The 23,386-nt window shown below is 62.2% G+C and carries 20 protein-coding genes; 12 read left to right on the top strand and 8 right to left on the bottom strand.

The genetic code is table 11. The features are described from left to right. Nucleotides 1-188: 188 nt before the first annotated feature. Nucleotides 189-1,199 (bottom strand): DUF6515 family protein, encoded by a 1,011-nt coding sequence (locus tag ASC85_RS25455; RefSeq protein WP_057451851.1) that lies wholly within the window; start codon nucleotides 1,197-1,199, stop codon nucleotides 189-191. Between the two features lie 414 nt (nucleotides 1,200-1,613). Between ASC85_RS25455 and ASC85_RS25450 the strand changes: the two genes are divergently transcribed. Continuing rightward, complete coding sequence (locus ASC85_RS25450; RefSeq protein ID WP_057451850.1) at nucleotides 1,614-2,093, top strand: Lrp/AsnC family transcriptional regulator; 480 nt, start codon at nucleotides 1,614-1,616, stop codon at nucleotides 2,091-2,093. 246 nt (nucleotides 2,094-2,339) lie between these two features. Then, on the top strand, nucleotides 2,340-2,549 hold the full coding sequence (locus tag ASC85_RS25445; RefSeq protein WP_007937369.1) for a DUF2788 domain-containing protein: 210 nt from the start codon (nucleotides 2,340-2,342) through the stop codon (nucleotides 2,547-2,549). Here ASC85_RS25445 and ASC85_RS25440 read toward each other — a convergent pair. The 4 genes from ASC85_RS25440 to ASC85_RS25425 all read right to left on the bottom strand — a co-directional run bounded on the left by ASC85_RS25440 (nucleotide 2,544) and on the right by ASC85_RS25425 (nucleotide 9,164). Then, on the bottom strand, nucleotides 2,544-3,110 hold the full coding sequence (locus ASC85_RS25440; protein WP_014340352.1) for a pseudouridine synthase: 567 nt from the start codon (nucleotides 3,108-3,110) through the stop codon (nucleotides 2,544-2,546). The genes ASC85_RS25445 and ASC85_RS25440 overlap by 6 nt on opposite strands. A gap of 151 nt (nucleotides 3,111-3,261) precedes the next feature. Then, on the bottom strand, nucleotides 3,262-4,761 hold the full coding sequence (gene amn, locus ASC85_RS25435) for an AMP nucleosidase (RefSeq protein WP_162254893.1): 1,500 nt from the start codon (nucleotides 4,759-4,761) through the stop codon (nucleotides 3,262-3,264). Nucleotides 4,762-5,058: 297 nt separating this feature from the next. Then, a complete protein-coding gene (locus ASC85_RS25430) occupies nucleotides 5,059-6,708 on the bottom strand; it encodes an acyl-CoA dehydrogenase family protein (RefSeq protein ID WP_057451848.1) in 1,650 nt (549 codons plus the stop codon). Nucleotides 6,709-6,779: 71 nt separating this feature from the next. After that, the gene (locus ASC85_RS25425) at nucleotides 6,780-9,164 is read right to left on the bottom strand and encodes a hybrid sensor histidine kinase/response regulator (protein WP_057451847.1); all 2,385 of its coding nucleotides are present in this window, start codon (nucleotides 9,162-9,164) and stop codon (nucleotides 6,780-6,782) included. A 313-nt stretch (nucleotides 9,165-9,477) separates the two neighbouring features. Between ASC85_RS25425 and ASC85_RS25420 the strand changes: the two genes are divergently transcribed. From ASC85_RS25420 to ASC85_RS25405, 4 genes are all read left to right on the top strand, one after another. Next, nucleotides 9,478-10,275: a hydroxymethylpyrimidine/phosphomethylpyrimidine kinase gene (locus ASC85_RS25420; protein WP_024616125.1), complete on the top strand. Its 798-nt coding sequence runs from the start codon at nucleotides 9,478-9,480 to the stop codon at nucleotides 10,273-10,275. A gap of 17 nt (nucleotides 10,276-10,292) precedes the next feature. Beyond that, a complete protein-coding gene (gene thiE / locus ASC85_RS25415; protein WP_057451846.1) occupies nucleotides 10,293-10,919 on the top strand; it encodes a thiamine phosphate synthase in 627 nt (208 codons plus the stop codon). A 29-nt stretch (nucleotides 10,920-10,948) separates the two neighbouring features. Further along, complete coding sequence (gene hemL / locus ASC85_RS25410) at nucleotides 10,949-12,232, top strand: glutamate-1-semialdehyde 2,1-aminomutase (protein WP_057451845.1); 1,284 nt, start codon at nucleotides 10,949-10,951, stop codon at nucleotides 12,230-12,232. A gap of 217 nt (nucleotides 12,233-12,449) precedes the next feature. Beyond that, a complete protein-coding gene (locus ASC85_RS25405; protein ID WP_003205863.1) occupies nucleotides 12,450-13,004 on the top strand; it encodes a tetratricopeptide repeat protein in 555 nt (184 codons plus the stop codon). 185 nt (nucleotides 13,005-13,189) lie between these two features. On the opposite strand, the gene ASC85_RS25400 is transcribed toward ASC85_RS25405, so the two are convergent. Then, on the bottom strand, nucleotides 13,190-13,519 hold the full coding sequence (locus ASC85_RS25400) for a DUF1820 family protein (protein ID WP_003185742.1): 330 nt from the start codon (nucleotides 13,517-13,519) through the stop codon (nucleotides 13,190-13,192). Nucleotides 13,520-13,652: 133 nt separating this feature from the next. Between ASC85_RS25400 and miaB the strand changes: the two genes are divergently transcribed. The 5 genes from miaB to lnt all read left to right on the top strand — a co-directional run bounded on the left by miaB (nucleotide 13,653) and on the right by lnt (nucleotide 19,112). After that, complete coding sequence (gene miaB / locus ASC85_RS25395; protein ID WP_003205865.1) at nucleotides 13,653-14,981, top strand: tRNA (N6-isopentenyl adenosine(37)-C2)-methylthiotransferase MiaB; 1,329 nt, start codon at nucleotides 13,653-13,655, stop codon at nucleotides 14,979-14,981. Nucleotides 14,982-15,219: 238 nt separating this feature from the next. Further along, on the top strand, nucleotides 15,220-16,230 hold the full coding sequence (locus tag ASC85_RS25390) for a PhoH family protein (protein ID WP_003205867.1): 1,011 nt from the start codon (nucleotides 15,220-15,222) through the stop codon (nucleotides 16,228-16,230). Beyond that, entirely contained in the window at nucleotides 16,223-16,681 is a 459-nt protein-coding gene (ybeY, locus tag ASC85_RS25385) for an rRNA maturation RNase YbeY (RefSeq protein ID WP_053125636.1), read from the top strand. Before ASC85_RS25390 ends, ybeY begins: the two co-directional genes overlap by 8 nt. Before the next feature lie 40 nt (nucleotides 16,682-16,721). After that, entirely contained in the window at nucleotides 16,722-17,561 is an 840-nt protein-coding gene (locus ASC85_RS25380; protein WP_003205870.1) for an HlyC/CorC family transporter, read from the top strand. A 27-nt stretch (nucleotides 17,562-17,588) separates the two neighbouring features. Further along, on the top strand, nucleotides 17,589-19,112 hold the full coding sequence (gene lnt, locus ASC85_RS25375) for an apolipoprotein N-acyltransferase (protein ID WP_057451843.1): 1,524 nt from the start codon (nucleotides 17,589-17,591) through the stop codon (nucleotides 19,110-19,112). Between the two features lie 150 nt (nucleotides 19,113-19,262). Here lnt and ASC85_RS25370 read toward each other — a convergent pair whose 3' ends face one another. Next, nucleotides 19,263-20,024 carry a YdcF family protein gene (locus ASC85_RS25370; RefSeq protein WP_057451842.1) on the bottom strand — a complete coding sequence of 254 codons (762 nt, stop codon included), beginning with the start codon at nucleotides 20,022-20,024 and terminating at the stop codon, nucleotides 19,263-19,265. Between the two features lie 103 nt (nucleotides 20,025-20,127). Beyond that, nucleotides 20,128-20,448 carry a hypothetical protein gene (locus tag ASC85_RS25365; protein ID WP_057451841.1) on the bottom strand — a complete coding sequence of 107 codons (321 nt, stop codon included), beginning with the start codon at nucleotides 20,446-20,448 and terminating at the stop codon, nucleotides 20,128-20,130. Between the two features lie 303 nt (nucleotides 20,449-20,751). Here ASC85_RS25365 and leuS point away from each other — a divergent pair, with 303 nt between their 5' ends. Further along, nucleotides 20,752-23,358: a leucine--tRNA ligase gene (gene leuS / locus ASC85_RS25360; RefSeq protein WP_057451840.1), complete on the top strand. Its 2,607-nt coding sequence runs from the start codon at nucleotides 20,752-20,754 to the stop codon at nucleotides 23,356-23,358. Nucleotides 23,359-23,386: the final 28 nt, after the last annotated feature.

The following is a 23,386-nucleotide window of genomic DNA, read 5'->3' as shown; positions in this document are numbered from 1 at the left end:
TGTAGGAGCTGTCGAGTGCAACGAGGCTGCGATCTTGTCCCTGGCTATTGAATCGAAAGCGAAAGCGAAAGAGCAAGATCAAAAGATCGCAGGCTTCGCCAGCTCCTACAGAGTCCAGCGGGGCGGTACGACGTTTCGCTAAATCCCCTCGCCACAAAAAGCAGCGTCCGCACGATCTTTACCGCGTCTCAGTACGTCACCTGATATCCACGACTGCTCAAGCAACTGCCCTGGGCCTGGCGATAGGTCTGCACCACTTCCGGTGCCGGAGGGTAGGTGTAGTTGCGTGGATCGAAACCGCTCTGCTGCACGGCCCAGCGATAGCAGTCGTAGCCATCCTGGTTGACCTGCTCGGGCGACTGGCCGTTGACCGGATAGGCCACCACGTCAAAGCTGTTGCCCTGGGGTTGAGGTTGCGGATTGGCCACGGGCGGCTCGACCACAACGTAATCCTGAGTATTGGCTTCATAGATGTAATAGGCGCCGGCAGCGAGAAAGAACAGCGAGCTGCCGATCCACACTTCCCTGGCGTAATCGGGCAGGTAACGGGTGCGGATGCCCCGCGGTGGCTCGACCACGATGTAACGCGGCCCTTGAGGGCGATACCAGTAGCCGCCCGAGTAGAAATAATCCTGGCCGCGATAGGGCACGCGGTAGTTGCGATCCGGGAAACGGTCGATCACGTAACCGGGGCGATACTGCGGCCCCGGGCCCCAGCCGTTGCCATGGCCGTCCGGCCGACCGGGCCAATGCTGCTCGGGACGGTTGTCATGGCCTGGACGGGGACCGCCGTTTGGATAACCGTCGTTGCGACGCGGGACATCGCGGTAATACCCCGGTTGCGGTTCGCGGGTCTGGGTCACGCTGTCGGGCCGGCCCTGGATCGGCAGGTTGTTGCCGGGCTGCGGCTGCGGCTGACCATGGCCGTTGGGGTCTTGAGGGCCACGATCATAGCGCTGGCCGCCCTGGTATTGCGGCTGTGGCTTGACCTCGAATTGACGACTGTTGTCGCCCCGAATGATTTCGTTGCTCTGCGCCCGCGGCTGGCCCGAGTAACCCTGGCCGTCGCCGCCGCGCCCGTCCTGCCCACGACCGCCGTCCGGGCCGCCACGGTTTTGCTGATCGTCGGCCATTCCCTGCGCACTGACACTTGCCCACAACAGACCAACACCTGCCAAACGCCAGATGCGCGACTTCATGAAATTCCTCACAACGGTTCAGGGCCTGAAAATAAGACTGGAAAAGCCCAGGCCGGTTCTGCGATAGGTTATCAGCCACGGGGTTTATTTCGCAGGCATTAAAAAAGGGAGGCCCGTCGGCCTCCCCTTGAGAATTTCGTCCGTGCTCGACGCTTATGACGTCGGCTCACCTCACGCCGTCTTCTGGACAGTGTGCAGCTCGGGGGTCTGCCAGTACCGGTGGGTACTGCGACCGCAGCCGGCCTGATCGGGCGGGCTGCACTGGACTGTTTGTCCGAGCAGTGATCTTGGTGATAAGAGTAAACCCGAGGTGCCGACAGATGATTGCGAAGATTGCGTAAATAAACACCACTTGCGCAATTTTTAACCTCGGATAGATAATCTGCCGCAATTATCAAGATAAAGGCCCGACCGATGAGCAAACTCGACCGTTACGACCTGAGCATTCTGGCGGAATTGCAGCGCGACGCGCGCATCTCCAACCAGGAACTGGCCGAACGCATCGGCCTGTCGCCCTCCCCCTGCTCGCGACGGGTCAAGCAGTTGGAGGATGACGGCTACATCAGCCGCCAGGTCGCCCTGCTCGACCGCAAGCTGCTGGGCCTGAGCCTGACGGCCTACGTGCTGATCGGCATGGACCGCCACACCCCCGAGCGTTTCGAAAACTTCGAAGCCGCCATCCGCAACCTGCCGCAAGTGTTGGAGTGCAGCCTGGTCACCGGCATGGACGCCGACTACCAGCTCAAGGTCGTGGTGCCGGACATGGACCATTACCAGAAACTGCTGCTGGGGCACCTGACTCGTATTGATGGCGTTACCAGCGTGCGTTCGAGTTTTGTGCTGAACCAGGTGCTTAACAGCACCGAACTGCCGTTGACTCATCTGCGCAGCTGACCGCTTTTGTGGCATTGATCGTTCCCACGCTCTGCGTGGGAACGCCTCTCCGGACGCTCTGCGTTCGGCTCTTGGAGGGACGCAGAGCGTCCCGGGCTGCATTCCCACGCAGAGCGTGGGAACGATCAACAGTGAACTTGAGGCGATGAATAGCTGCGACACACCGCCGCAGGCCAATCCCGCGCCCGCCCCCCATGCCTTATACTCGCCGCGCCTTTTCAACCCCGCCCACGCCGGAGTGTCCTGATGGATCCTGCTGTTTTCGAAGAGTGGATGATGACCGGCCTGGTCAGCATCCTGATCATTTTCATGGGTTTCATCGTCTGGGACCTGGCGAAAAAATCCAAGGCAGGACGTTTTGGCTCGTTCATCCTGTTTTTCGTGCTGGGCCTTGGTGTGGCCGCGTTCGTCATCAAGAGCGTGGTGATCGGCCTGATCGAATCCGGGACGTTATAAGCGCGCCGGCACTTCTTTCCACTGGCCCTGATCGAGCCCCTCGATCGTCCAGTCGCCGATCCTGACCCGCACCAGGCGCAAGGTCGGCAAACCTACCGCGGCGGTCATGCGTCGTACCTGGCGGTTGCGCCCCTCGCGTATCACCAGCTCCAGCCAACTCGTGGGCACGCTTTTACGAAAACGCACCGGCGGGTTGCGCGGCCACAGTTGCGGTTCTTCCAATTGGCGCGCCTCGGCGGGCAACGTCATGCCGTCGTTCAACTCCACGCCGTCGCGCAAACGCTGCAACTGTTCAGCGCTTGGCTCGCCCTCCACCTGCACCCAATAGGTCTTGGCCAGCTTGTGCTTGGGGTCGGCGATACGCGCCTGCAACTGCCCATCGTTGGTCAGCAACAGCAAGCCTTCGCTGTCGCGGTCCAGCCGTCCGGCCGGGTAGATGCCCGGTACGTCGATAAAATCCTTGAGCGTCGCCCGCCCTTCCCCGTCACTGAATTGCGTCAGCACATCGAAGGGTTTGTTGAACAGGATCAGCTTCGGCTCGGCCGGCGGGGCCTTGGCCACACGGCGCGGGGCGGAGGCTGGAAGCTTCGCGCCAGGGCGACGGGAAGCAGGGCGTGAAGGACGGGGCATGGCGACTACAACATCTAACGGTCAGGGCCGACCATGCTAGTGGCCCGACCGTTAAATAACCACCATCCCCTTCAACGGGGCATCAGCGGAACGGCGGCTCGTCGAAGCTGCGCAGCTTGCGCGAATGCAACGAGTTGAGTTCGGTGCGCAACAGATCCAACGCCTCGATGCCGATCTTCAGGTGCTGGTTGACCGCTCGCTCATAGAACGCGTTGGCCGAGCCCGGCAGCTTGATTTCGCTGTGCAACGGTTTGTCCGAAACACAAAGCAACGTGCCGTAAGGCACCCGCAGGCGATAACCCTGGGCAGCGATGGTGCCGCTTTCCATGTCCACCGCCACCGCGCGGGACAGGTTGATCAGCGGACGTTCCTGGGCCCAGCGCAGTTCCCAGTTGCGGTCGTCGTAAGTCAGCACGGTGCCGGTGCGCAGGCGCTTTTTCAGCTCATCGCCCTTTTCGCCGGTGATGTTCGCCGCGGCCTGTTGAAGCGCCATCTGCACTTCGGCCAGGGCCGGAATCGGAATGTTCGGCGGTACCACCCGGTCGAGAATGCCATCGCGGCGCATGTAGGCGTGGGCCAGCACGTAGTCGCCAATGGTCTGGGACTGCCGCAGCCCGCCGCAGTGGCCGATCATCATCCAGCAATGCGGGCGCAGCACGGCCAGGTGATCGGTGATGTTCTTGGCGTTGGACGGGCCGACACCGATGTTCACCAGGGTCACGCCATGGCCATCATTGGTCTGCAGGTGATAGGCCGGCATCTGGTAGCGGTGCCAGACCACACCGGCGGCAATGGCCGATGCTTCGCTGTGCTCCATGTTCTTGTCGATGATCACGTTGCCCGGCAGGACCATGCGCACAAAGCGCGGGTCGCTGCGCAGTTGCTCCAGGCCATGGACAATGAACTGGTCGACATAACGATGGTAGTTGGTCAGCAGGATCCACGGCTGCACATGGCGCCAGTCGCTGCCGGTGTAGTGCACCAGCCGGCGCAGGGAAAAATCCACCCGCGCGGCGTCGAACAGCGCCAGGGGCAGCGGGTCGGTGTTTTCCCAGTCATAGAGGCCGTCGGCAATGCCATCGGTGGCCGCCGACAGGTCGGTGCTGGGGAACACCCGCGCCAGCACGGCGGCGGTCACGCCGGAGCCGGCCAGTTCGTCGCCCTGCTCCACCACGTACGGGTACGGAATGTTCTGCTCGCTGACGCCCACTTCCACGGTGACGGTAAAGTCGTGCATCAATGGAACCAGCTGTTCCAGCAGGTATTTACGGAAGGCGGCGGGATGGGTGACGGTGACGCTGTAGGTGCCGGGCAACTGGACCTTGGCATAGGCACGCGTGGTTTGCGGGACTTCGCCGTGGCAGTGATAAGTCAGCCGCAAGGCCGGATAGCGAAACAACGCACGCTGTTCGGCATCCGGCTCGACGCGGTCCTTGAGATAACGCATCAGCGCCTGGTTCAACGCGGTGGTCGCACGCTCGTGCAGGGCCGCCAGACGATCCACGGCTTGTTCGGCGGTTTGAACGACAATAAACGCTTCGGTCACGATCAGCTTCCTGTGTTCTGACTTGCAGGCCTTCATCTTGCCTGCATCGCCGCCCGACGGGAACAGTGGCGTAGTGGACTCGATCAATTCCCTGTGGGAGCGAGCTTGCTCGCGATAGCGGTGTGTCAGCTACCACAAATGTTGGATGTGCTGATGCATTCGCGAGCAAGCTCGCTCCCACCCTTGATCGCCGGGGACCGCAAAATCTTCATTCACCGCAGATCCACTGTGGGAGCGAGCCTGCTCGCGATAGCGGTGTGTCAGCTACCACAAATGTTGGATGTGCTGATGCATTCGCGAGCAAGCTCGCTCCCACAGGGGTACGTGTTGTGTCTAAAAGCCGTGTGGGGTGGAGCGCGTCACGATCGCCTCGACATTCAAGCCCCGAGGCAAGGCTCCGTACACCCGGCCGGCCGAACCCAGGCGACTGGCGACGAAGGCATCGCTGACCTCGCTGTTCCCCGCTTCGAGCAACAGCTTGGCCTGCAGGCCCACGGCGATGTCTTCGGTCAATTGCCGGGCGCGGTACTGGATGTCGTCGGTGTCCTTGAACGCGGCGTGCAATTGGTGGATGTGGCCAGCCAGGCGCTTGTCGCCGTGGCCATCACCCAATTCGCTGAACAATACCTCCAGCATGCCGGGCTCCTTGGACAAGGCGCGCAGCACATCCAGGCATTGCACGTTACCGGAGCCTTCCCACGTCGAATTGACCGGCGCTTCGCGGTACAGGCGCGGCAGGATGCTGTCTTCGACGTAGCCGGCACCGCCCATGCATTCGGCGGCTTCATTGATCATCGCGGGGGCGCGCTTGCAGATCCAGTACTTACCCACCGCCGTCACCAACCGGGCGAACTTGGCCTCATGCTCGTCATTCAAGTGATCCAGCGCCCGGCCCATGCGCAGGCTCAAGGCCAGTGCGGACTCGCTTTCCAGCGCCAGGTCAGCCAGGACGTTTTGCATCAGCGGCTGTTCACTCAACAACTTGCCACCGACCTTGCGGTGCGCGCAGTGATGGCTGGCCTGGGTCAGCGCCTGGCGCATCAGGGCACTGGAGCCGACCATGCAATCGAAACGGGTCATGGCGACCATCTCGATGATCGTCGGCACGCCCCGCCCTTCCTCACCGACCATCCAGGCCAGTGCGCCACGGAACTCGACTTCGCTGGAGGCGTTGGAACAGTTGCCCAGCTTGTTCTTCAACCGCTGGATGTAGAACTGATTGCGGGTGTCGTCGGGGCGATGGCGCGGCAGCAGGAAACAGGTCAGGCCCTTGTCGGTCTGGGCCAAGGTGAGGAAGGCATCGCACATCGGCGCCGAACAGAACCATTTGTGCCCCACCAGCTCATAGGCCTGGCCCGGGCCGCTGGCGCCCACTGGATAGGCCTTGGTGGTGTTGGCCCGCACATCGGTGCCGCCCTGCTTTTCGGTCATCGCCATGCCCAGGGTCACCCCGGCCTTGTGGGCCATGCCGACGTTGCACGGGTCGTACTCGGTGGCCAGCACCTTGGGCACCCAGTGCTCGGCCAGGTCCGGCTGCAAGCGCAGCGCCGGCACGCTGGCGAAAGTCATGGTCAGGGGGCAGCCGGTGCCGGCTTCGGCCTGGCTATGCAGATAGGTCATCGACGCCCGGGCGACATGCGCGCCGGGTTGCGGATGCGCCCAGGGCAAACTGGGCAGGCCGTGCTCGACGGCAGTGCGCATCAACTGGTGATAAGCCGGATGGAATTCCACCAGGTCGATGCGATGGCCGTAACGGTCATGGCTGGAGAACACCGGTTTGTTCTGGTTGGCCAGGAAGCCCGCTTCCATCAACGGCCCGCCGGCCAGCGCCCCATACGCATCGATCCGCGCCTGTGCCCAGCCCGCCCCAAAGCGCTGCGACCACTGCTGCAGCGGCAGGTCGATGCGGTACAGGTTGGCGCCATCCAAGGACGGCGGCTGATTAGTGACGTCGTGGGTTTCAGCGAACTGGTGCAGGTTCATGACAGGGCTCCTCGATCGGCCAGGGATTCAGTTAAGCACCGCCTCCAGGCCGAACAAAGTGTCATATGCGCCTAAATGTCGGCGCTTTCACCCTGTCTTGGGCAAAGCACCCGGCGCTGGAGCATCGTTTGCAATGCCTCGAATTTCACCGGTTTGCTCAGGTAATCGATCAATGCGCCCGAGGGGCAGCACTCCTGGCCCGCGTTCGGGCTGACCACCAGCACCGGCAGTTCCTCGCAGCCGGACAAGGTGTGGATCTGGCAGCAGAGCGACACGCCGTCCAGCGGCGGCAACTGGCAATCGAGCAGCACCGCATCAAAGCGCTCGCCGTGCAGCAGATCCAGCGCGGCGCGGCCACTGTCGGCGGTGCGCACCCGATAACCGAGCTTGAGCAACATGCCGCGCATGACCAACTGATCGATGCTGTTGTCATCGGCCAATAGCACCGTGCAATCCTGCGGCAGGCGCGAGCCTTGGCGACCACCGAAGGAAAACGGCGTCGGGACCGCCGCTGGCAAGGCTACATCAAACTCCACGTCCAACTGGAAACGGCTGCCACGACCGGGCTCGGAGGTGTGGGTCAGGCGTCCGCCCAGCAGCTCCACCAGTTGCCGGCAGATGGCCAGGCCCACGCCGAGGCCGCCGTATTCGCGGGTCATCGAGCCGTCGAGTTGGAAGAAGCGCTGGTACAAGGTCGCTTCCCCCAGGTCGGTAAAGCCGATTCCGGTGTCGATGACGGCAAAGGACAGCACCAGCCGATCAAGCGCCGTCGGCCTGCCGCTGACTCGCAGGGCCAGGCCGCCAACCCGGGTGAACTTGATGGCGTTGTCCAGCAGGCATTCCAGGCTCTGGGCCAGTTTGCCGCTGTCGCCGAGCAAGCGGTCCGCCAGGCCCGGCGCCACGTCGACCTTGAAGTCCAGGCCCTTGGCCGCCGCATTGGCGCCGAACTGCACCTGCAGCGCATCGACCACCCCACGCAGGCTGAACGGTGCCGGATAGACCTTGAGCTTGCCGGCCTGCAACTCGGTCAGGGTGAGGATGCCGTTGACCATGCGCATCATGTCCCGCGCCGAACCGGCGGCGGTCTGTTGATACTGGGTCAGTTCCTCGTCCATCTCGACGGTTTCCATCAACTCCAGAGAACCGATCACGCCATTCATCGGCGTGCGCAGCTCATGGGTCAGGGTAGCGAGGAATTCATCCTTGAGCTTGTTGCCGTGGGCCAGTTGCTGGTTGAGCACTTCGAGTTTCTGCCCGGCATCCAACAGGGTCTGGGCCTGCTGCTCGCGCATCGCATTGATGCGGTCGGCCAGGGCCAGGGACAACAGCGCCACTTCGATGGCCGAGCCGATCTGGCTGGCGTACATGGTCAGGAAGACGTTTGGCAGGTAACCGAGCACCATCAACGTGTTGACGATGCCCCCCAGCAGAAACGCCGACCAGGCAATGATGAAATAACGCGCCACCCGCAAGCCACGCCACCAGGCAAACAACCCGGCGGCAAAGATCGCCACCGTGAACAGCAGCGCCAACACCGTCGCCAGGCGCAGCGCCAGGGCATAACTGGTCATCAGCGACAGGCCAACCACCACGGCGCTGTAGGCGATCAGCGCCAGCAGCAAGCGGTCCAGCCAACGGCTATGCTGGGCGGTCTGCAGGAAACTGCGGGCGAACTGGCTGCCAAACAGGCCCGCGCAGCCGATGAAGAACGGCGTCGCAGCGTTGGCCCACCAGGGGTTGTCCGGCCAGAAGTACTCCACGGCGGCACCGTTGACCGACAACTGGTACAGGCCGAACGAGGCAATGTAGAAGATGTAATAGAGATAGCTGGTATCGCGCACGCTCAGGTAGATGAACAGGTTGTAGACCAGCATCCCCAGCAGCACGCCATAGATGATCCCCAGTACATACAAGCGCACCGGCTGTTGTTCGAGGTAAGCGGTGCTCGACCACAGCGTCAGCGGCGCCTGGATCGAACCCTGGCTTTGCAGGCGCAGGTAGAGGGTCTGCTGTTGTTCGGGCTTGAAAGCCAGGCTGAACAGGTAGTTGTTCTGGCGGATCTCGCGGCTGGCGAACGGCAACGCATCACCGGTCTGGCGAACCAGGCGATAGGCCCCTGCCGCATCGGGCAAATACAAATCGAGGTGGTCCAGCGGCGGGTACGCCAGCTCCAGCAGCCAGGTGCGCTGGGCGTCCGGATTGCCGGGACGGTACTGCAGGTCGATTTTCAACCAGAAGGCTGATCGCGAGTAACCGGCGTTCAGGGTGGCTTGGTCGTGGGGTTTGAAAGCACCGGCGGCAGCCTGGGCCAGGACATCGTCAATGGTGGCCGTGCCGCCCGCATCTTCGAACACCTGCAGGGCATGGCCCAAGGGCAGGTTTTGGGTGAATTCATCGAATTCGAGAGCACTTGCCAAAGGGGACAAGCACAGCAACAACATTAGCAAATAGCGCATTTAAGCCCCAGCGCGGCCTGTCCGGTTGAGTCAGGAAGCCCCCCATTCCCTGAGTAGACGTAAAACCGGCATTACCTGTTATGAGTTGGATCCATCCCTAGCATAGCCGCTGATGGCCAATTTGCACCATTGAAATTTTTCCTACCAAAGGCTCTAGAACGGGCGTTTCAGAGCAAAGCATTGAGATAGAGCCGTTACCTTGTTCAGGTCGGCAAATGACGGGGCAAAAAAGCATCCACCCGCAAGCGACTCAACATAAAACCCTCTGAGTCCGACCACCGATAAAAGAGGTTTGGTGGTAAGCTCGCGCACCATGAATATCTACAGCTCTCGCCCCGTTGTCCTCTGTCTCTCCGGCCACGACCCCAGTGGTGGCGCCGGTTTGCAGGCAGATATCGAAGCCCTGCTTGCCCAGGGTTGTCATGCCGCCCCTGCCGTTACCGCATTGACCGTGCAAGACACCGTCAACGTCAGCGATTTCCGAGTGCTCGACCGAGAGTGGGTGCTGGCACAAGCCAATGCCGTGCTCAACGACGCCCAGGTGGCGGCGGTCAAGCTGGGGATGCTTGGCTCACTGGAAATGGTCGACACGGTGGTCGAACTGCTCCAGGCGCACCCGCACCTGCCCATGGTCTGCGACCCGGTGCTGCGCGCCGGCGGTGGCGGGCGCCTGGGCAAGGATGAGGTCGGCTACGCCATGCGCGAGCGCCTGCTGCCCCTGGCAATCATCGCCACCCCCAACCTGCCGGAAGCGCGCATCCTCGCCGAACTGCCCGAGGGCAGCGCCGACGAGTGCGCGGAAAAACTGCTGCCCTTCGTCAAACACCTGTTGATCACCGGTGGTCACGGCGACGAACATGAAGTCCATAATCGCCTGTACAGCCGCGATGGCCGGCGCGAAACCTTTACCTGCCAGCGCCTGCCCGGCAGTTACCACGGTTCCGGCTGCACCCTGGCCAGCGCCCTGGCTGGTCGGCTGGCCCAGGGCGAACAGCTCGCCAGCGCCGTCAAGACGGCACTGGATTACACCTGGCGCACCTTGCGCGATGCCGAACAACTGGGCAAAGGCCAGTTCGTACCGCGTCGCCTGCCGCTGGATTTCTGCTCGTAGCACCGGAGGCCTGTGGAATGAAATTACGTGGCCTTTACGCCATCACCGATAGCCAATTGCTGGCCGGCAAGTTCCTCGCTTATGTCGAAGCGGCGCTGGAAGGTGGCGTCACCCTGCTGCAATACCGTGATAAAAGCAGCGACGAGGCCCGCCGCCTGCGGGAAGCCGAAGCACTGCGCAACCTGTGCGAGCGCTACAAGACCCAGTTGATCATCAACGACGACGCCGAACTGGCCGCACGCCTGGGCGTCGGTGTGCACCTGGGCCAGACCGATGGCCCGTTGGCGCCAGTGCGGGCACTGCTCGGGCACAAGGCGATCGTCGGTGCCACCTGCCACGCCAGCCTGGCACTGGCCGAACAGGCCGCCAGCGAAGGCGCCAGTTATGTCGCATTCGGGCGCTTCTTCAATTCCAACACCAAGCCCGGCGCCCCCAGCGCACACCTTGAACTGCTCGAACAGGCGCACCTCAAACTGCATATCCCGGTGTGCGCCATTGGCGGCATCACCCTGGACAACGCCGCCCCGCTGGTGGCCCACGGGGTCGACCTGCTGGCGGTGGTCCACGGCCTGTTCGGCGCCGACAGCACCACTGAAGTGACGCGCCGCGCCCGCGCCTTCAACGAGCTGCTGCAGATCAAATAGTCCATTTTTCCGTTTTCGAGAGCCCAACCATGTCCCGTTCCGAAACCCTGTTTGCCAATGCCCAGAAACACATCCCCGGCGGCGTGAACTCGCCCGTTCGTGCGTTCAAGAGCGTCGGCGGCACCCCGCTGTTCTTCAAGCACGCCGAAGGCGCGTACGTCACCGACGAAGACGACAAGCGCTATGTGGATTACGTCGGTTCCTGGGGCCCGATGATCCTCGGCCACAGCCATCCGGACGTGCTGGATGCGGTGCGCAAGCAACTGGTACACGGCCTGTCCTACGGCGCTCCGACCGCGATGGAAACCGAGATGGCCGACCTGGTCTGCTCGATCGTGCCGTCGATGGAAATGGTGCGCATGGTCAGCTCCGGCACCGAGGCGACCATGAGCGCGATCCGCCTGGCGCGGGGTTTTACCGGCCGCGACAGCATCATCAAGTTCGAAGGCTGCTACCACGGCCACTCCGACAGCCTGCTGGTCAAGGCCGGCTCCGGCGCACTGACCCAGGGCGTGCCGAGCTCGGCCGGGGTACCGGCAGCGTTCGCCAAACACACCCTGACCCTGCCGTTCAACGACCTTGAAGAAGTCGAGAAGCTGCTCGGCGAAGTCGGCCAGGAAGTGGCGTGCATCATCGTCGAGCCAGTGGCCGGCAACATGAACTGCGTGCCGCCGGCACCGGGTTTCCTCGAGGGCCTGCGCAGCCTGTGCGACCAGCATGGCGTGGTGTTGATTTTCGATGAAGTGATGACCGGTTTCCGTGTAGCCCTCGGCGGCGCCCAGGCCCATTACGGCGTCACGCCGGACCTGAGCACCTTCGGCAAGATCATCGGTGGCGGCATGCCGGTGGGCTGCTTCGGCGGCAAGCGCAAGATCATGGAGTGCATCGCGCCGCTGGGCCCGGTCTACCAGGCCGGCACCTTGTCGGGCAACCCACTGGCCATGGCCGCCGGCCTGACCACGCTGCGCCTGATCAGCCGCCCGGGCTTCCACGCCGAACTGAGCGACTACACCACCCGCCTGCTCGACGGCTTGCAGGTTCGTGCCGACGCGGCAGGCATTCCGTTCGTGACCACCCAGGCCGGCGGCATGTTCGGCCTGTATTTCAGTGGCGCCGATGACATCGTCACCTTCGAAGACGTGATGGCCAGCGACGCCGACCGCTTCAAGCGCTTCTTCCACCTGATGCTCGACGGCGGCGTGTACCTGGCGCCGAGCGCATTCGAAGCTGGCTTCACTTCCATCGCCCATGGCGAGACCGAGCTGAAGATCACCCTCGATGCGGCCGAACGGGCCTTTGCTGCGTTGAAATAAGCCTGTGGATAACTGACGCCGGCTGAAGCTGGCGTCAGTTATTGCCGACAACCTCCCGCCTTTTTCCTACGTATTTATGCCCGAAGCAGCTATTAGTATTCCCGCGCAGCAGAAAAACGAGTAAAGACTTTGTAAGGATGGCCCTGCTTATTTCATAATGCGCGCTTATTGGATCCCCCGGAGGGTCCGCGCGCCCCTCAGAGGTAAGTCGATTCCCATGAACCGCACCGGCCGCACCCTTGCCTTGGGCTGCCTGTTGCTCCTTCAACCCCTGCTCGCGAATGCACAGGCAGGCGGTAACTCGTTGTTGATCCCGGCGCTGGGCCGTTGCACGCTCAATACCCAGCCACAAGATCTCGCACCGGCACTCGACGCCTGTCAAAAAGCGGCGGACGCAGGTGATGCACAAGCACAATACGAGTTGGGCGAGTTCTACTACGAAGGCAAGGCTGCGCCGCGCGACCTCAAAAAAGCCCTCGACTACTTCGAAAAAGCCTCACTGCAAGGCCATGCCCAGGCGCAATTCAAGCTCGGCGGCATGTTCTTCCATGGCGAAGGCGTGCCGGCCAACAATGTCCAGGCCTATATCGTCCTGAAGATGGCCGCGGTCAACGGCGCCGAAGAAGCCCTGGACACCGCCGACGAAGTCGCCGAGCAGATGCCCCGTGACGAATTGGAAGTGGCAACCCAGGTGCTGGGGCAGATCTTTCGCAAATACCTGATGGAATTGCAGAACGCCGATGGGCGTACGCCCTTCTCACCTCTGCCCTGAATCGCACAGCCTACCCCCTGTAGGAGCGTAGGAGCGTAGGAGCTGTCGAGTGCAACGAGGCTGCGATCTTTCCACTGACAGTTGAGTCGAGAGCGAAAGATCCAGATCCAGATCCAGATCCAGATCAAAAGATCGCAGGCTTCGCCAGCTCCTACAGGGCTTGGCGCAGGAACAAAAAATATTTCCTACTTCTCAGGCATCGGCATCGGAAACGGCATCACATTGCCGACCGCGCCGCGGGCTTCGCTGATTTTCGGGGTGCCCAGGCGTTCGACTTCGTCGATGCGCACGATCGAATGCATCGGCACGAAGCTGCGCACCACGCCTTCGAACTGCGCCTTGAGCTTTTCCTCGCTCGGATCGACGACCACTTGCGTGCGCTCGCCAAAGACGAATTCTTCCACTTCCAGGAAACCCCACAGATCACTTTGATAGATCTGCTTGGCGTACATTTCGAACACCTGGCCCTGGTTGAGGAAAATCACCTTGTAGATTGGAGCTTCACGTTTGGTCATGGCTGGCGAAACACATCGGCGGGTAAAAATGAGGGCGCGAACTATAGCATAGCCACTGCTCGCACAGCGGTAGGAACCCAGGGACTTGTTCCCTATAATGCGCGGTTCTTTGAATCACGTGATGATCCCGTCCATGGCCAAGAAGCTTTACATCGAAACCCACGGTTGCCAGATGAACGAGTACGACAGCTCGCGCATGGTCGATCTGCTGGGTGAACACCAGGCCCTGGAAGTCACCGCCCGCGCTGAAGACGCCGACGTGATCCTGCTTAACACCTGCTCGATTCGCGAACGCGCCCAGGACCGGGTGTATTCCCAGCTCGGCCGCTGGCGCGAACTGAAGTTGGCCAACCCGGAAATGGTCATCGCCGTGGGCGGTTGCGTGGCCAGCCAGGAAGGCGCGGCCATTCGTGATCGCGCGCCGTACGTGGACGTGGTCTTTGGCCCGCAGACCTTGCACCGCCTGCCGGAGATGATCGACGCCGCCCGCAGCACCAAGCTGCCGCAAGTGGACGTCTCGTTCCCGGAAATCGAAAAATTCGACCACCTGCCCGAACCGCGCATCGACGGCCCAAGTGCCTACGTGTCGGTGATGGAAGGTTGCAGCAAGTACTGCACGTTCTGCGTGGTGCCCTACACCCGCGGCGAAGAAGTCAGCCGGCCGTTCGACGACGTGATCGCCGAGATCATCCACCTGGCGGAACACGGCGTGCGCGAAGTGACCCTGCTGGGGCAGAACGTCAACGGCTATCGTGGCCTGACCCATGACGGGCGCCTGGCGGACCTCGCCGAACTGATCCGCGTCGTGGCGGCAGTGGATGGCATCGACCGCATCCGCTACACCACGTCCCATCCGCTGGAGTTCTCCGACAGCCTGATCCAGGCCCACGCCGAAGTCCCCGAACTGGTCAAGCACCTGCACCTGCCGGTGCAATCGGGCTCCGACCGGATCCTTGCGGCCATGAAACGCAACCACACGGCACTGGAGTACAAATCCAAGCTGCGCAAGTTGCGTGCGGCAGTGCCGGGGATCTGTATCAGTTCGGACTTTATCGTCGGTTTCCCAGGCGAAACCGAGAAAGACTTCCAGCAGACCATGAAGCTGATCGAAGACGTGGGCTTCGACTTCTCCTATTCCTTCGTCTATAGCCAGCGTCCTGGCACCCCAGCGGCTGATCTCGCGGACGACACCCCCGAAGAACTGAAAAAAGAACGGCTCAACGCCTTGCAACATCGCCTCAACCAGCAAGGTTTCGAGATCAGCCGACAAATGGTCGGCTCCGTCCAGCGGATTCTGGTGACCGATTACTCGAAAAAGGACCCGGGCGAGTTGCAAGGGCGGACCGAAAACAATCGCATCGTCAACTTCCGCTGCGACACCCCGGCCCTGATCGGCCAGTTCGCCGACGTGCACATCGACGCCGCGCAACCGCACTCCCTGCGCGGTTCGTTGATCCAGTAACCTGCTCAAAAACCCTATTGCCTGTGCAAGCAAGACCTGTGGGAGCAAGGCTTGCCCGCGATAGAAGCACCGCAATCTCACTGAAGACCGCGGCGCCTTGATCGCGGGCAAGTCTTGCTCCCACAGTGGCCGTGCCAAGCCCTGTGATCAGATTCGCCTGTTTAAGAGCTTTCGCACCCAGCCTACTGGCGTTATCCTTGATTTCACCTTAATTGCCCCCGGGCGGCTAAAAACGACCTTGAACGCACCCATCGAACCACATCGCTTTATTCTCGAGCCCTTTGAGGCTCGCCGCTTCGCCAATCTGTGCGGGCAATTCGACGAGCACCTGCGCTTGATCGAACAGCGCCTGGCCATCGAGATCCGCAACCGCGGAAACCAGTTCGAACTGATCGGCGAACCCAAGCACACCACCTCCGCGGAAAACCTGCTGCGCCGTCTCTACCGGGAAACCAAGGGGAGCGAGCTGTCGCCGGATACGGTCCACCTGTTCCTGCAGGAGTCGGCTGTCGAAGAACTCGACAACCACGCCCCGTCGGAACCTGCCGTGGCCCTGCGCACGAAAAAAGGCATGATTCGCCCTCGCGGCTTGAATCAGCAGCGCTACGTGAAGGAAATCCTGGGCAACGACATCAACTTCGGCATCGGCCCGGCCGGTACCGGCAAGACCTACCTGGCCGTGGCCTGCGCCGTCGATGCGCTGGAACGTGAACAGGTGCGGCGCATCCTGCTGGTGCGACCGGCGGTCGAAGCGGGTGAAAAACTCGGCTTCCTGCCCGGCGACCTGGCCCAGAAGATCGACCCGTACCTGCGCCCGCTCTATGACGCGCTGTATGAAATGCTCGGCTTCGAATACGTCGCCAAGCTGATCGAGCGCCAGGTCATCGAGGTCGCGCCGCTGGCCTACATGCGTGGTCGGACGTTGAACAACAGCTTCATCATCCTCGACGAAAGCCAGAACACCACGGTCGAGCAGATGAAAATGTTCCTGACCCGCATCGGCTTCGGCTCCACCGCCGTCATCACCGGGGACATCACCCAGGTCGACCTGCCCCGCGGCACCAAGTCCGGGCTGAACCATGTGATCCAGGTCCTCAAGGACGTGCCGGGCATCAGCTTCACGCACTTCATGCCCAAGGACGTCGTGCGCCATCCGTTGGTGCAACGCATTGTCGAAGCCTACGAGCGTTTCGAGAATCGCGCCGATGAAGACTCGGCCGAAAGCAAAGGCAATCGCCACAATGCTTGAACTCGACCTGCAAGTGGCCTGCGAACACGCCGCCCCCAGCGAAGCCCAGTTCCGCCAATGGTGCGAACTGGCCCTGCGCCAGCGCAGCGCCGACTCGGAGCTGACGATCCGCCTGGTGGACGAACCCGAAGGCCGTGAACTGAACCACACCTGGCGGCAGAAAGACTACGCCACCAACGTGCTGTCGTTCCCCGCCGACGTACCCGACGAACTGCTCGACATCCCGCTACTGGGCGACCTGGTGATCTGCGTCCCGGTGGTGGAGCGTGAAGCGGCGGAACAAGACAAGCCCCCTGAGGCCCACTGGGCTCATCTGGTTATTCACGGCTGCTTGCATCTACTGGGTTACGACCATATAGAAGATGACGAAGCCGAAGAAATGGAAGCACTGGAACGAACGTTGCTTGCAGAGCTGGGTCATCCCGACCCCTACGCCGGCGACGAACACTGATACATCAACCTGTAACGACAAAGGATTCAGAGTAATCGCTATGAGCGAAGATCGATCGAGCAACGGGCAGAAGTCATGGCTGGGCAAGCTCACCCAGGCTTTTGCCCATGAGCCGAAAAACCGCCAGGAGCTGCTGGAGCTGCTGCGCGATGCACACCAGAACAAACTGCTGGACAGCGAAGCGCTGGCCATCGTCGAAGGCGCCATCCAGGTCGCTGACCTGCAAGTCCGGGACATCATGGTCCCGCGCTCGCAGATGGTCAGCATCAAGGCGACCCAGACCCCTCGCGAATTCTTGCCCGCCGTGGTCGACTCCGCTCACTCGCGCTACCCGGTCGTCGGCGAAAGCCATGACGACGTCATGGGCGTGCTGCTGGCCAAGGACCTGCTACCGCTGATCCTTCAGGAAAACGGCGACAGCTTCAACATCAAGGACCTGTTGCGCCCGGCCACCTTCGTGCCCGAGTCCAAGCGCCTGAACGTGCTGCTGCGTGAATTCCGCGCCAACCACAACCACATGGCCATCGTCATCGACGAATACGGCGGCGTGGCCGGCCTGGTGACCATCGAAGATGTGCTCGAGCAGATCGTCGGCGACATCGAGGACGAGCACGACGTCGAGGAAGACAGCTACATCAAACCCCTGCCCAGCGGCGACTTCCTGATCAAGGCCCTGACGCCGATCGAGAACTTCAACGAATTCTTCGACAGCCAATTCTCCGACGATGAGTTCGACACCGTCGGCGGCCTGGTGATGAGTGCTTTCGGGCACCTGCCCAAGCGCAACGAAACCACGGAAATCGGCTCCTGGCGCTTCCGCATCCTGAATGCCGACAGTCGTCGGATTCACTTGCTGCGCCTGTCCCCCATTGGCCGATAACCCCTGCGAGACCCGCTAAGGACAAAAATGCGCTGGATAACCCGCCCCGGCTGGCCCGGTAACCTGCTGGCCATGGCGGCCGGTGCGATCACCACCCTGGCCCTGGCGCCGTTCGACCTCTGGCCGCTGGCATTGCTGGCGGTTGGCTTGTTCTACGCCGGGCTGCGCGAACTCTCGCCACGCCAGGCCCTGGGCCGAGGCTGGTGTTTCGGTTTTGGCCTGTTTGGTGCCGGCACCAGTTGGATCTACGTCAGCATCCATAACTTCGGTGGCGCCTCGGTGCTGCTCGCCGGGTTGTTAATGCTGCTGTTCATCGCCGCCATCGCCTGGTTCTTCGCCCTGCCCGCCTGGCTCTGGGCGCGCTGGCTGCGCCGCAACGAAGCGCCGCTGGCCGATGCCCTGGCGTTCGCCGCCCTGTGGTTGGGCCAGGAAGCCTTCCGCGGCTGGTTCCTCACCGGGTTCCCCTGGCTGTATTCCGGTTACAGCCAACTCGACGGCCCGCTGGCCGGCCTCGCGCCGCTGGGCGGGATGTGGCTGATTTCCTTCACCCTGGCCTTGACCGCCGCGCTGCTGTACAACGCGCCCCGGTTGATCCGCACCGGGCGCAAGGGCTTTATCGCCGCGGGCGTGGTGCTGTTGATCGGCCCGTGGGTGGCCGGCCTGGCACTCAAGGGCCACGCTTGGACCAGCCCTTCGGGGGACCCGCTGAGCGTTGCGGCGATCCAGGGCAACATCGAACAAAGCATGAAGTGGGACCCCGAGCAGCTCAACGCGCAGCTGGCGCTGTACCGCGACATGAGCTTTGCGTCCAAGCGCGTCGACCTGTTGATCTGGCCGGAAACCGCGGTACCGGTGCTCAAGGAATCTGCCCAGGGTTACCTGGACATGATGGGCAGCTTCGCCGCCGAGCGGCAGTCGGCGCTGATCACTGGCGTGCCGATTCGCCAACTGGTGCGCCAAGAGAAGCGTTACTACAACGGCATCACCGTGACCGGCGAAGGTGACGGTACTTACTTGAAGCAAAAACTCGTGCCGTTCGGCGAGTACGTACCGCTGCAGGACATCCTGCGCGGCCTGATCGCCTTCTTCGACCTGCCCATGTCGGACTTCGCCCGGGGTCCGGCCGACCAGCCGTTGCTGCAAGCCAAGGGTTACCAGATCGCGCCGTTCATCTGCTATGAAGTGGTCTACCCGGAATTTGCCGCCAGCCTGTCAGCGCGCAGCGACCTGTTGCTGACCATCAGCAACGACACCTGGTTCGGCACCTCGATCGGCCCACTGCAACACCTGCAAATGGCCCAGATGCGCGCCCTGGAAGCCGGCCGCTGGATGATCCGCGCCACCAACAACGGCGTGACCGGCCTGATCAACCCCTTCGGCCAGATCACCGCACAGATCCCGCAATTCGAGCGCGGCATTCTCTACGGCGAAGTGGTGCCGATGCACGACCTGACGCCCTACCTGCAATGGCGCTCGTGGCCGCTGATCATCTTGTGCGTGTTACTGCTGGGCTGGGCGTTGATGGCGAGCCGGATGGCCAAGACGGTTTGATCCCTCGGCGATGAACTACCTTGGGGCCAAAGAGCTTCTTGTGGGAGCAAGGCTTGCCCGCGATGCAGGCGCCCTGATTCCCAAGGCAGGACCGCGTCGACTTCATCGCGGGCAAGCCTTGCTCCCACAGCTCTCCCACATCCTCAATACTTAGCGGTAGAACAACGCATACCCCACCTGCCCCACCGCCTCATTGATCAACTGCCCGGATTGCCAGATCGACTTGAACTCCGGCATCCAGCCGCCCAGTGGCCGGGCATTGTCCTGCCCCAGGAAACCCACCGGCGCCGGCACCACTTCAAATCCCGCGCGTTCGAAACTCCAGACCGCCCGCGGCATGTGCCAGGCCTGGGTCACCACCACGACCCGCTTGATGCCTTCCGGCAGCAGGATCTCGGCGCTCATCTGGGCGTTTTCCCAAGTGGTGCGGCTACGTCCTTCCTGCCAGCGCACGTTGACGCCGAAATCCTCCAGCATCGAGTCGGCCATCAACTTGGCCTCGCTGGGCGGGGTGTCGTAGTGCAAGCCGCCGGTGGTCAGCACGGGCAAGCCCGACGCCTTGGCCAGCCGCGCCGCATAACGCTGGCGCTCCAGGCCGACACCAGTAGGCTGGTCGGCGCCCCAGGCCAGGTCGCCGCGCTCGCGACCGGAACCCAGCACCACGATGGCGTCGGCACGCTGGGCCAGGGTCGCCCATTCACTGCGCAGCAGCGGCGGCTCACGCTCCAATGCCTTGGCGCTCCACTGCACCACCACCGGCAGGCTCATCAACCAGAAACCGCCCAGGCCCACGGCGAAACACAGCCGGGCCAGGCGCGGCCGAGAATGGCGCCACCACCAGGCGAGCGCCAACAGCAGCAAAAAAATGCCGGGCGGCAATAAAAGTTGTTTGATGAAATAGCGAAACGGCATCGGGCATCTCCATAGATGCCCGAAGCCTAAGTGGGTTGACGCAAAGCGACAACAGATTCGAAAAAGCCTTGAACCAAAAAAAGCGACACGCGTGAATCCGGCTTTACTTGAACTGCAGCGACCGGATCTTTACAGCATCCTTATCAGGCGTCCGGTCCTTGAGCCACACAACCTTGGCCGAACGGGGCGCATCGAGACGCTTGAGTACCTGGGCCTCACTGATGGAGGTTTGATGTCCGACCTGTTCGAGGTAAGCCTCGACCAGTTCGAACTCCGCGGGGCTCAAGCCTCGCAGTTCCAGCTCTACCGGGCGCTCATCACGCAAGCGACCGGCGGTTCTTGCAGCGTCCAGGGCCACCCCGAGACGATCGATCAGTTTTTCGTACAACTCAGGTGTAGCGACTTTTCGTTGTGATTCAACCATCCCTCACCTCATTGAAGATAAGACTCACTCCCCATTGAGAAGCTTAGCTTCGCTGGGCAAACCGGCAGGGCGCCGCGACCAACGGCCCTGAACACGGGTCATCGCCGATGATCGGCAATGGCTCGGCGGTGGTTTGGCAGCAATCAGGGTTTCCCTCGGCAGAGCGCGGTCATGTATGCTACGGCGCTTCCTGTAACTCCACTTCCAGCTTGGCTGGGCATCGAAAACGCCGCATTCGGCGTCGTCTGCGTCCAGCATGGCAACGAAGAGGATTGGGCCACCCCATTCAGTACAAAAGTAGCCATGCACGAACACTACCAGCCCCGTGAAATCGAAGCCGCCGCCCAGTCGTTCTGGGACGAGCAAAAGTCCTTTGAAGTCAGTGAACAGCCAGGCAAGGAGACGTACTACTGCCTGTCGATGTTCCCTTACCCCAGCGGCAAGCTACACATGGGGCACGTGCGCAACTACACCATCGGCGACGTGATCTCCCGCTACCAGCGCATGCAAGGCAAGAACGTCCTGCAACCCATGGGTTGGGACGCCTTCGGCATGCCGGCGGAAAACGCCGCGATGAAGAACAACGTGGCCCCCGCCAAGTGGACCTACGAAAACATCGCCTACATGAAGACCCAGCTGCGCAGCCTGGGCCTGGCGGTGGACTGGTCCCGCGAGGTCACCACCTGCAAGCCCGACTACTACCGCTGGGAACAATGGCTGTTCACCCGCCTGTTCGAAAAAGGCGTGATCTACCGCAAGAACGGCACCGTGAACTGGGACCCGGTGGACCAGACCGTACTGGCCAACGAGCAAGTGATCGACGGTCGCGGCTGGCGCTCCGGCGCGCTGATCGAAAAGCGCGAGATCCCGATGTACTACTTCAAGATCACCGCCTACGCGGATGAACTCCTGGAGAGTCTCGACGAACTGACCGGCTGGCCCGAGCAGGTCAAGACCATGCAGCGCAACTGGATCGGCAAGTCCCGGGGCATGGAAGTGCAGTTCCCGTACGACGTCGCCTCCATTGGCGAAGCCGGCACCCTGAAAGTCTTCACCACCCGTCCGGACACCCTGATGGGCGCCACGTATGTGGCCGTGGCCGCCGAGCATCCGCTGGCCACCCTGGCGGCACAGAACAATCCTGAGCTGCAGGCGTTCATCGCCGAATGCAAGGGCGGCAGCGTCGCCGAAGCCGATGTCGCCACTCAAGAGAAGAAAGGCCTGCCGACTTCGTTGTTCGTCGAGCACCCGCTCACCGGCGAGAAACTGCCGGTGTGGGTCGCCAACTACGTGCTGATGCACTATGGCGACGGCGCGGTGATGGCAGTCCCCGCCCACGACGAGCGCGATTTCGAATTCGCCCACAAGTACAACCTGCCGGTCAAAGCCGTGGTGCGCACCAGCGCCGGCGACCAGACCCCGGAACCTTGGCAGGACGCCTATGGCGAACATGGCGAGCTGATCAACTCCGGTGAGTTCAACGGCCTGGATTTCCCTGGCGCGTTCGATGCCATCGAAGTCGCCCTGATCAAGAAAAACCTCGGTGCCTCGCGCACCCAGTTCCGCCTGCGGGACTGGGGCATCAGCCGCCAGCGCTACTGGGGCTGCCCGATCCCGATCGTGCATTGCGATACCTGCGGCGACGTACCGGTGCCGGAAGATCAACTGCCCGTGGTCCTGCCGGAAGACGTCGTACCCGACGGCGCCGGTTCGCCCCTGGCGCGCATGCCCGAGTTCTATGAGTGCAGCTGCCCGAAATGCGGCGCACCGGCCAAGCGTGAAACCGACACCATGGACACCTTCGTCGAGTCGTCCTGGTACTACGCGCGCTACGCCTCGCCGCACTATCAAGGCGGCCTGGTGGAAAAATCCGCGGCTGACCACTGGTTGCCAGTGGACCAGTACATCGGTGGCATCGAACACGCCATTCTTCACCTGCTCTACGCGCGTTTCTTCCACAAGCTGATGCGTGACGAAGGCCTGGTGAGTTCCAACGAGCCGTTCAAGAACCTGCTGACCCAAGGCATGGTGATCGCCGAGACTTACTATCGTCGCGAAGCCAACGGCGCTTACACCTGGTTCAACCCGAGCGACGTCGAACTCGAACGCGACAGCAAAGCCAAGGTCATCAGCGCCAAGCTGATCGCCGACGGCCTGCCGGTGGAAATCGGCGGCACCGAGAAAATGGCCAAGTCGAAGAACAACGGCGTCGACCCACAGTCGATGATCGACCAGTTCGGCGCAGACACCTGCCGCCTGTTCATGATGTTCGCCTCGCCACCTGACATGAGCGCAGAGTGGTCCGATTCGGGCGTCGAGGGTTCGCACCGCTTCCTCAAGCGCGTCTGGCGCCTGGCGCAAGCCCACGTCACCCAGGGCCTGCCGGGCAAACTGGACGTCGCCAGCCTGAACGACGAGCAGAAAGCCATTCGCCGCTCGATCCACCTGGCCATCAAGCAAGCCAGCCATGACGTCGGCCAGAACCACAAATTCAACACCGCCATCGCCCAGGTGATGACGCTGATGAACGTGCTGGAAAAAGCCGCGCAAGGCACCGAACAGGATCGCGCTCTGGTTCACGAAGGCCTGGAAGCCGTGACGTTGCTGCTCGCGCCGATCACCCCACACATCAGCCACGAGCTGTGGAATCAACTGGGTCACGCCGATCCGGTGATTGACGCACGCTGGCCGGTGGTGGACGAAACCGCGCTGGTGCAGGACAGCCTGACCCTGGTCATCCAGGTCAACGGCAAGCTGCGTGGCCAGATCGAAATGCCGGCTGCCGCCACTCGCGAAGAAGTCGAAGCCGCTGCGCGGGCCAACGAAAACGTGCTGCGCTTTGTCGATGGCCTGACGATTCGCAAAGTGATCGTCGTGCCCGGCAAGCTGGTCAACATCGTCGCAAGCTAATTGGATCGGGCGCGAGGCTTGAGCCTGG

Source organism: Pseudomonas sp. Root401 (assembly GCF_001425105.1).
Lineage (GTDB): Bacteria > Pseudomonadota > Gammaproteobacteria > Pseudomonadales > Pseudomonadaceae > Aquipseudomonas > Aquipseudomonas brassicacearum.
Note: the sequence above shows the minus strand (reverse complement) of the source record. Positions and strands in the feature narration are given on the sequence as shown.

Excerpts from the sequence above, each read along its gene's own strand:
- ASC85_RS25455 (WP_057451851.1), bottom strand. The coding sequence starts at position 1,199 with ATGAAGTCGCGCATCTGGCGTTTGGCAGGTGTTGGTCTGTTGTGGGCA.
- ASC85_RS25450 (WP_057451850.1), top strand. The coding sequence starts at position 1,614 with ATGAGCAAACTCGACCGTTACGACCTGAGCATTCTGGCGGAATTGCAG.
- ASC85_RS25445 (WP_007937369.1), top strand. The coding sequence starts at position 2,340 with ATGGATCCTGCTGTTTTCGAAGAGTGGATGATGACCGGCCTGGTCAGC.
- amn (WP_162254893.1), bottom strand. The coding sequence starts at position 4,761 with ATGAAGGCCTGCAAGTCAGAACACAGGAAGCTGATCGTGACCGAAGCG.
- ASC85_RS25430 (WP_057451848.1), bottom strand. The coding sequence starts at position 6,708 with ATGAACCTGCACCAGTTCGCTGAAACCCACGACGTCACTAATCAGCCG.
- ASC85_RS25425 (WP_057451847.1), bottom strand. The coding sequence starts at position 9,164 with ATGCGCTATTTGCTAATGTTGTTGCTGTGCTTGTCCCCTTTGGCAAGT.
- ASC85_RS25420 (WP_024616125.1), top strand. The coding sequence starts at position 9,478 with ATGAATATCTACAGCTCTCGCCCCGTTGTCCTCTGTCTCTCCGGCCAC.
- thiE (WP_057451846.1), top strand. The coding sequence starts at position 10,293 with ATGAAATTACGTGGCCTTTACGCCATCACCGATAGCCAATTGCTGGCC.
- hemL (WP_057451845.1), top strand. The coding sequence starts at position 10,949 with ATGTCCCGTTCCGAAACCCTGTTTGCCAATGCCCAGAAACACATCCCC.
- ASC85_RS25405 (WP_003205863.1), top strand. The coding sequence starts at position 12,450 with ATGAACCGCACCGGCCGCACCCTTGCCTTGGGCTGCCTGTTGCTCCTT.
- ASC85_RS25400 (WP_003185742.1), bottom strand. The coding sequence starts at position 13,519 with ATGACCAAACGTGAAGCTCCAATCTACAAGGTGATTTTCCTCAACCAG.
- miaB (WP_003205865.1), top strand. The coding sequence starts at position 13,653 with ATGGCCAAGAAGCTTTACATCGAAACCCACGGTTGCCAGATGAACGAG.
- ybeY (WP_053125636.1), top strand. The coding sequence starts at position 16,223 with ATGCTTGAACTCGACCTGCAAGTGGCCTGCGAACACGCCGCCCCCAGC.
- ASC85_RS25380 (WP_003205870.1), top strand. The coding sequence starts at position 16,722 with ATGAGCGAAGATCGATCGAGCAACGGGCAGAAGTCATGGCTGGGCAAG.
- lnt (WP_057451843.1), top strand. The coding sequence starts at position 17,589 with ATGCGCTGGATAACCCGCCCCGGCTGGCCCGGTAACCTGCTGGCCATG.
- ASC85_RS25370 (WP_057451842.1), bottom strand. The coding sequence starts at position 20,024 with ATGCCGTTTCGCTATTTCATCAAACAACTTTTATTGCCGCCCGGCATT.
- ASC85_RS25365 (WP_057451841.1), bottom strand. The coding sequence starts at position 20,448 with ATGGTTGAATCACAACGAAAAGTCGCTACACCTGAGTTGTACGAAAAA.
- leuS (WP_057451840.1), top strand. The coding sequence starts at position 20,752 with ATGCACGAACACTACCAGCCCCGTGAAATCGAAGCCGCCGCCCAGTCG.